Here is a 7,582-nt window from a genome sequence, read left to right on the forward strand (position 1 = left end):
TACCTGAAAGAAAAAAAACTAAAACCGCAAACCATTAACATACGACTGAACAGCATCACAAAATATTATGATTACGAAAAAGAACAAGGGACAAGAGAAGATAATCCGGCGAGACGGCTGAGAATACGAAAAGAGGGCAGACGAATAATAAAAGACATAATCAGCATTGAGCAATTAGAAACCATTTACAGGCAATACTCACAGAGGGATAAGTTTAAAGAAGAAAAACACAAATTTGCACACCGCAGAAATATAATAATACTTGGACTGATGATTTATCAAGGCATTAACATCGGAGAATTATTAAAACTCGAAACGAAAGACATTAACCTTGAAGAAGGAAGTATTTACATACCGTCAACAACCAAGAGCAACAGCAGAACAATGAAATTACAATCTTCGCAAATAATACCATTACACAATTATTTAAGTGCTATAAGAAAACAATTACAGCCAAAAGAAAATGAATTTATACCGGGAGATGTTTACAATATTATAAGCTGGCTGATAAAAGACCTGCAACATATAGCACCGCAAATAAAAAACACTTATCACATAAGAGCAAGCGTAATAATGTACTGGCTGAAACATAATAAAATCAGGCAGGTTCAATATATGGCAGGACACAAGCACATAAGCAGTACGGAAAAATACAGAGAAGAAGATTTAGAAGGATTACAAAAGCAGTTAAACAAATATCATCCGTTCAATTAAAACTAATAACCCCACGCCAGATTTTGTTTGGCATACGCCCCGACCCTTCACCGCCAACGCATAAAGCGTAGCCAAAAAAATACGCTTACCCGCAAAAAATACGCACAGCCGCCTGTTGCCGACACACATAAATTTTATTTTTTTGTCATGCTTTTTGTATTTTGCCTTGCACCGCACAAACAAAAAGACACGCCAAAAAAATAAAATTGCCAAGCTAAGTAACATAATGAAAATTATTAACCAAAGCCCTTTTCAGTGGTATAAATGATTTTCGGGCTTTGTCTATAATAATTTACATTATGTTAAATAGCCCCACGCCAACACACGCCGACCTTAGCAGACAGCACTTTGCTTTTTGGATTTTAAGTTTATTTTAAAATCAAAGTAGTAAAATCCAAAAATCAAAGAGCTGCTGCTCGCCTTGAATAAGGTATCAATCAAATAAAAAAAAGTAGCCTACCCTGCTTGCGTGTCCAACAATATACGCAACCACCCGACGCAATTACTTTTTTTTATTTAATTGATGAATTGTTTTTTACACGCCCAAACTTCACTACTACAAATCCCACCCCCCGGAAACCTTTGAAGCCCGCCCGAACCGACTGCCTTCCCAAAAGAAAAACAAAAGAAGCATTTAACTGACTGAAGTACTTTAAAACTTACTTAGGCAAAGATAAGCCCACGCCAACGCACGTCAAGGTCAAGCCCTTCGGGTTCATTCATTTTTTTCGGATAAGAATAATAAAAGTTCATTCCGAAAAAAATGACCTGAAACCTTGACTTTTCCCCTACCCGCTGGCTTAACAGATGCCTAAGCAAGTTTTAAAGTACAGCTTTTTTTAACCACATGCGATTTTTTTTAACAGTCGCAAAGTATTGTCAAACCTAAAAAACTTAATTACTATGAACAAAAAACTAAAAACATTAAAAGACAGCATGACTGAATTACACGGTCTCAGGGACATTTATTTTGACGCTTACAAACGTACTGGCGACAAAAGATTTATTGACGCTTACTATTATGAGCTACACAAAGAAATCACAATACGAGGAAAAATCTTTGATGACTTTAACAGCTTTATAAAAAAATGGGAAAATAAAAAAAGTTGAATTAAAAATTACATAACTTTTTTTATGGGTTTAGTTGTACTTGATTCGGTTTTTTATGGGGGTTCAGTCGGACATCAGTCGGAGATGAGCCCGACATGAGTCGGTTAGGCAACTAAAAATTGCCTCTTTCAGTTATAGCTCAATTATATGAAATTTATATTATAGTTAGAGCAGATATATAGCAGAGAAACTAAAAAATCCCGCATTACTGCGGGACTTTTTAGTTATGAAAAAAATTAAATTTAAATATTAAACAAATGAAAACTCTTTTAAATCTTAATGCAACAAAGATACAACCTTATTTTGCGAAAGTCAAGAAAAAAAGTAGAGCCGTGCCCCACAACACGACTCTACCAAGCAAACACCGAAGAAAGAGAACGAAGCAAACTATCAGAATACATTTACAACTTTCATACAGTTGCCCTGTGCCAGCATATAATCAACAGTTCCCACTCTTTGAAAGAACTCAATCCCTATACACTGAACTATGCTAACCGTTGCCGTCATTGTAGGTGCAGGAGTACCCGGAAGAACAGCAGTAAGCGTAAGCGTTACAGGAGTTATGGAATTAAGAGCAGTAACAGCAGAATAATTAAGACCGCTAATCATGTTTAAAAGCGGGTCAGTTGCTTCATAATGCCCTGTATTAACATTAAAAGCATAATCAGAAACAACCCCTATTGCTTCAAGCAATCTGAAGTGTGTTGCTCCCGATGGTTGCTCAACATAATCCTTAGGCAAAAAAGCAGCAACTGTTACCGTGCCTTGATTCCTTGCTGTGTTGTTTGTAGCAGTGAAAGGAGCATCAAAAACCTGAGTTAAACTTATCTTTTTATTAAAATCAAATCCCGCTAACATGCTCCTTGAAGCAGACAGCGGAATAGTTCTCTGTCCCCTTGTACCTGTGCCCTTTAAATTTATTTCTTTAAAAAGCTGTGTCAGACGGGCTGACACTCTCGGGTCGGATTTACTTTGAATAATGCTTATAAGAGCCATTCTTAAAGCTTTCGCGACAAGAGCAGAACCACCAAACTCCGAGTTGTTTTCTCTTGTTCTTACAAAAGAAGGGTCATTGAGGATACGTTCTTTAGAAGGACCGTTAGCCTTTCTGGCTAAATCCTCACCACCGGCCTTGTAAAAGCTAATACCATCGATATTACCTTTTAGCTTGATTAATCCAGTTTGTTTACTCATAGCTGATAAATTTAAAGGGTTTATAAATACTGAAAACTATGAGTAAATGTGGTTACATAAAGGAGAGTTTAAATTTTAATATTAAGCAAAACCTTGTCAATACTGTATATAAAGGTACAAAAAAATAAAAGCGAAAGCAAGTTTTTTAACATATTTATTTTACTAAAAACGCTGATATGACTGAAATAAACTCAACATTGTTACGTTTTATATAAATGTGTTCTGATTTTTTAAAGCCGCAGAACATAGAGAAAAAAACATCAGAAGTACTGAAAACACAGCACAAACAACAACAAAAAATATACCTTTAAATATTATTATAAAATAAAGAAATTATTATCTTTGGCATATATAAAAACGAATGACCGCACAAAAAAATACATATTTTTTTGAAGAAAACCTTAGGGTGAAGTATGAACCCATGCATTTTTTGAACGAATTAGGAAACCATTTAGGCAATGTCTGTGTTGTAGTATCTGACAAAAGGCTTGCCGTTGATGATGGCACTTACGCAGGCGGGGTTAAACAGAACTCTACACCCGACGGAATTATTGACTACTATACTGCCGATGTACAAGCTTTTTATGATTATTATGGCGGGGTTGGAATGGTTATGCCCGGCAGAAGTTGGGAATCTACAAAATATCGTTTCGGTGCGCAGGGTTCTGAAGTTGATGAAGAAATTAACGGCACTCGAAATACAATTTCTACTTACTTCCGTGAAGGCGATTTAAGGAAAATGCAGTGGGATACGCCTGACCCTAAAACAAAAGATACTCCTTGGGAAAGCCCGTATAGCTTTATGAGTGGTAATCCTGTTAAAAATAACGACCCTCTTGGTGATGCTGATGGAGATCCCGAATCAGGTGGGACGCCATCAAAATTCAAATTAGATGATAGGGGGTTTGCTACTGGCACTACTTCAGCACAAAGCTCTTTACGTGATCCTTCTATTGACTTAAAAAAGTATGAACATTTAATGAATCCATATACTCCAAGTCAAACTTTTATAGGGCCAGCAGACAAGCCTGCTTCCAGTTCATCAAATGCTCCTGCTACATTTGCATTCATGCAAACAGCAAAAACACCTACAAGTACAACATCTAAAAATAGCACTGCTTTAACATGGGGTGGAAATCTTTTATCAACTGGTGGTGTATTATTTTATAGTAAACAATTAGGTACTTGGACGGGAAAAGATTTACTACCTCGTTCTTTGAGTTGGGGTGGAAATGCTGCTACTGGAGGTAAATTTTCATTTGCGAGAAGTATATCCAGACCTTTATCATTTGCGGGAAATGCAATTGGCTTTTATAATATGTATGATGTTAATAAGCAGTGGCTCAATCAACGAATAACGACAAGTGAAATGATTATTGAACAGGTATCTAATGGAATATCATTTATTCCTACATGGGGTACAGCATGGAGTATTGGTTGGAATTTGGGCAAAGAATATGGACCAAGTACGTGGGGTAAATAAATATTAAATAATTTGAAATGATATTATTATATAAATTTATTTTTTACAAAGTATATTTCTTTTATGTTAGAGTATTTAAAGAAGAAGCAATACCTCATTATTTTACTTCAACTATTGTTTCACTATTATTTGTGTGTAACGTTGTAACATTAGAGCAATTGTATTTGTATTTTATTAATCAAAGTATGATTGGTGCTTTAAATAATTATGATAAATATTTTGCACTTGTTGTACTTTTTAGTGTTATTTTATTTGTTAGTTTTAAAAAACGATATTTAACAATTATAAAAGAATGCGAAGAGTTACCAAAAGAGGAAAGAAAGAACCTAGCTATTTTAAGTATTTTGTATGCTTCAATTACATTTATATGTTTTTTTTGGTCAGGTTATTTGATAAGAGAATATAATTTTATACACCCTCTTAGATAATTAAAGTAAAATCAAACAATACACAAAATAAAAAGTAGTTTAGAAATATAGCAATAAGGAACAACAATAAAAGCCGAGCAAAGCAAATGCTTGGCTTTTTTTATTAAGCAGAATGCGCTTTACGAATTTTAGCATCGCGAATATAAGTATCAATTAAATCAAACAGCACACTACGTTTATTTTCTTCGAGCAATTGAATATCCTGTAATCGCCGAACTGTTTTTTTATCAAACTTGCTGTTATCACCTTCGCCTGTGAGATAATCGAGAGTAACATCTAAAGCGTCTGCAATTTTTTTAGCAGCTTCAATCGAGGGAACAGCTTCGCCACGTTCATACTTACCAATCATCACACGAGACACACCACTTTTATCAGCTAAATCGGATTGATTCCAGTTTTTAGCATCTCTTAAATCACTTATAATTTTACTTGTTTTCATAAATTATCAGATACTTAATTATGCTTTAATAAAGAGTTTTTACAAAAGTAAGCAACTAAAAGATAAAAAAAAATCTGATACTTGTTTGTTATTTAGAAAAGATAAGTTATTTTTGTGTCCGATATTTACATAAAAATAATCTGAAAATATTTTTACATCATGGAAACAAAAACAAAACTTAACACCACAAATCCCGACCACATAACCATGAATTACAGCCCGCTTGAATTGAGCATACTTGGGGGTGTACGCTTGGATGGTTTAGACCGGTTACGCATAACAATAAAAATAGAACATCAGTGGAGAGCGTTGCGACACAACTTAGACCTTTATAACGACATGCAAACGGAAAAACTTGTACGCCGAGCCGCCGAGAAATTAGAAATAGGCACAAGCCATATAAGCAAAGCATTGGCAGAACTAACCACCGAACTTGAAAAATATCGTTTAGAACAAATCGCCATGAAGAAAGAAAAACAGGAAACTTGCAAAGCATTAACAGCAGAGCAAATAAAAGAAGCAACAACATTTTTACAATCTGATAATTTATTACAGGCAACAAATGACTATATCGGTAAAAGCGGAGTAATAGGCGAAGAATATAACCGGATTTTGATGTATATTATTTTCACATCAAGAAAAAGAGAACACCCGTTGCATATCATATCACTTGGCAGCAGTGGAACAGGCAAAACCTACTTGCAGGAAAAAGTCGGGGAACTTATACCCGAAGAAAACAAAGTTGAAATCACAACCCTTAGCGATAACGCCTTTTACTACTTCGGACAACAGGAATTACAAAACAAATTAATATTAATCGAGGACTTAGACGGAGCGGAAAACGTGATGTATCCGCTTAGAGAACTGCAAAGCAAAAAACGCATATCAAAAACAGTAGCCCACAAAGACACAAGAGGCAACACCCGGACAGTACACCTGACAGTAGAAGGACCCGTAAGCGTGGCAGGCTGTACAACCAAAGAAAGCATTTATGAAGATAATGCAAACCGTTCATTCCTTATTTATCCTGATGAATCAAAAGAACAGGACGAGCGTATTATGGAATATCAGAGAAAACTAAGTGCAGGAACAATAAACACAGGCGAACAGCAAAAAATAAAAGAATTATTACAGAACAGTCAACGCATATTACAACCTATAACTGTCAGAAATCCTTATGCAGAATATTTAAAAATACCGGAAGAAGTATTTAAACCGAGACGAACAAACAGCCATTATTTACAGTTTATTGAAGCAATCACATTTTATAAGCAGTATCAACGTGAACAAAAGCCAGACGCCGAAACAGGCGAATTATATATTGAAACCACGCTTGAAGACATAAACGAAGCCAACAAGCTGATGAAAGAAATATTATTACGCAAGAGTGATGAACTAAGCGGGGCATGCAGGAACTATTTTGAGAAGCTGAAACTTTATTTAATCGGGCAACAGCAAAAGAATATAACAAACAGGGAAATATCACAAAAACTGCGAATCCCTTTAACCACAGTAAAAAGATACCACCTTGATTTATTAAACAGCGGATATTTAAAACGCATATCACAAAAAGAAAACAAAGCGTATCACTACGAAATAGTAAGCTATGAAGAATATAAACAGCTTAAGGCAAACATAGAAACCATATTAGACAAGCAGTTGGAAGAACTTAAAAAAAATTTATCAAACCATCAACAGCCCAAAAGCCCAAATCAGCCCACCACAAAAAATGGGCTGGTTAAAACAAAGACAATCAGAAAAAAAAGAACATCAGCCCATCAGCCCACAGAAATGAGTAAGCAGGAAAATAAAATAATAACTGCGAACTAATAAAAGAAACATTTAAAATCATTGACAAATCAACACATCAGCAAATTTAATTTATGAAACACTTATCTATTGAAACCACGCAATACCAATACTTAGAACAAAGTTTTAAGGAATGGCTTGATATATTGGGCTATGCAGAAACCACTGTAAAAAGCTTTCCTGTACACATAAGAGAATTACTGCACTATTTGGAGCAAGAAAAAAAAGTAACTGCAATCAAACAGGTAAAAGCAAAACATATATACGACTTTATACGCTATCTGAAAAGCCGACCGAATCTGACAAAAGGGGGCGGACTAAGTGCAAACTGCATCAATAAAAGCATACAGGCAATAAATACTTTTGCAAGTTATCTGAACAAAACGGCGAAACATAATATAGATG

At 35.1% G+C, this 7,582-nt stretch carries 8 protein-coding genes; 6 read left to right on the forward strand and 2 right to left on the reverse strand.

Features of this window, described 5'->3' with window-relative positions; all coding sequences use genetic code 11:
• Together WC223_13475 and WC223_13480 are read left to right on the forward strand one after the other, a co-directional pair.
• The coding region (locus tag WC223_13475; GenBank protein MFA6925250.1) for a tyrosine-type recombinase/integrase at positions 1-714 on the forward strand (714 nt) is incomplete at its 5' end.
• Positions 715-1,617: 903 nt separating this feature from the next.
• Positions 1,618-1,824 carry a hypothetical protein gene (locus tag WC223_13480; protein MFA6925251.1) on the forward strand — a complete coding sequence of 69 codons (207 nt, stop codon included), beginning with the start codon at positions 1,618-1,620 and terminating at the stop codon, positions 1,822-1,824.
• Positions 1,825-2,214: 390 nt separating this feature from the next.
• Here WC223_13480 and WC223_13485 read toward each other — a convergent pair whose 3' ends face one another.
• A complete protein-coding gene (locus WC223_13485) occupies positions 2,215-3,018 on the reverse strand; it encodes a hypothetical protein (GenBank protein ID MFA6925252.1) in 804 nt (267 codons plus the stop codon).
• A 361-nt stretch (positions 3,019-3,379) separates the two neighbouring features.
• Here WC223_13485 and WC223_13490 point away from each other — a divergent pair, with 361 nt between their 5' ends.
• Both WC223_13490 and WC223_13495 read left to right on the forward strand, forming a co-directional pair.
• Positions 3,380-4,501: a hypothetical protein gene (locus WC223_13490; protein ID MFA6925253.1), complete on the forward strand. Its 1,122-nt coding sequence runs from the start codon at positions 3,380-3,382 to the stop codon at positions 4,499-4,501.
• A gap of 17 nt (positions 4,502-4,518) precedes the next feature.
• Entirely contained in the window at positions 4,519-4,929 is a 411-nt protein-coding gene (locus tag WC223_13495; protein MFA6925254.1) for a hypothetical protein, read from the forward strand.
• Between the two features lie 103 nt (positions 4,930-5,032).
• Here the strand turns inward: WC223_13495 and WC223_13500 are convergent, their stop codons facing one another.
• Positions 5,033-5,368, reverse strand: coding sequence for a helix-turn-helix transcriptional regulator (locus tag WC223_13500; GenBank protein ID MFA6925255.1), 336 nt, complete (start codon positions 5,366-5,368; stop codon positions 5,033-5,035).
• A 159-nt stretch (positions 5,369-5,527) separates the two neighbouring features.
• On the opposite strand from WC223_13500, the gene WC223_13505 reads away from it, so the two are divergent.
• The gene (locus tag WC223_13505; protein ID MFA6925256.1) at positions 5,528-7,198 is read left to right on the forward strand and encodes a hypothetical protein; all 1,671 of its coding nucleotides are present in this window, start codon (positions 5,528-5,530) and stop codon (positions 7,196-7,198) included.
• Between the two features lie 53 nt (positions 7,199-7,251).
• The coding region (locus tag WC223_13510; protein ID MFA6925257.1) for a site-specific integrase at positions 7,252-7,582 on the forward strand (331 nt) is incomplete at its 3' end.

The sequence above is a fragment of the Bacteroidales bacterium genome, assembly GCA_041671145.1.
Classification (GTDB): domain Bacteria; phylum Bacteroidota; class Bacteroidia; order Bacteroidales; family JAHJDW01; genus JAQUPB01.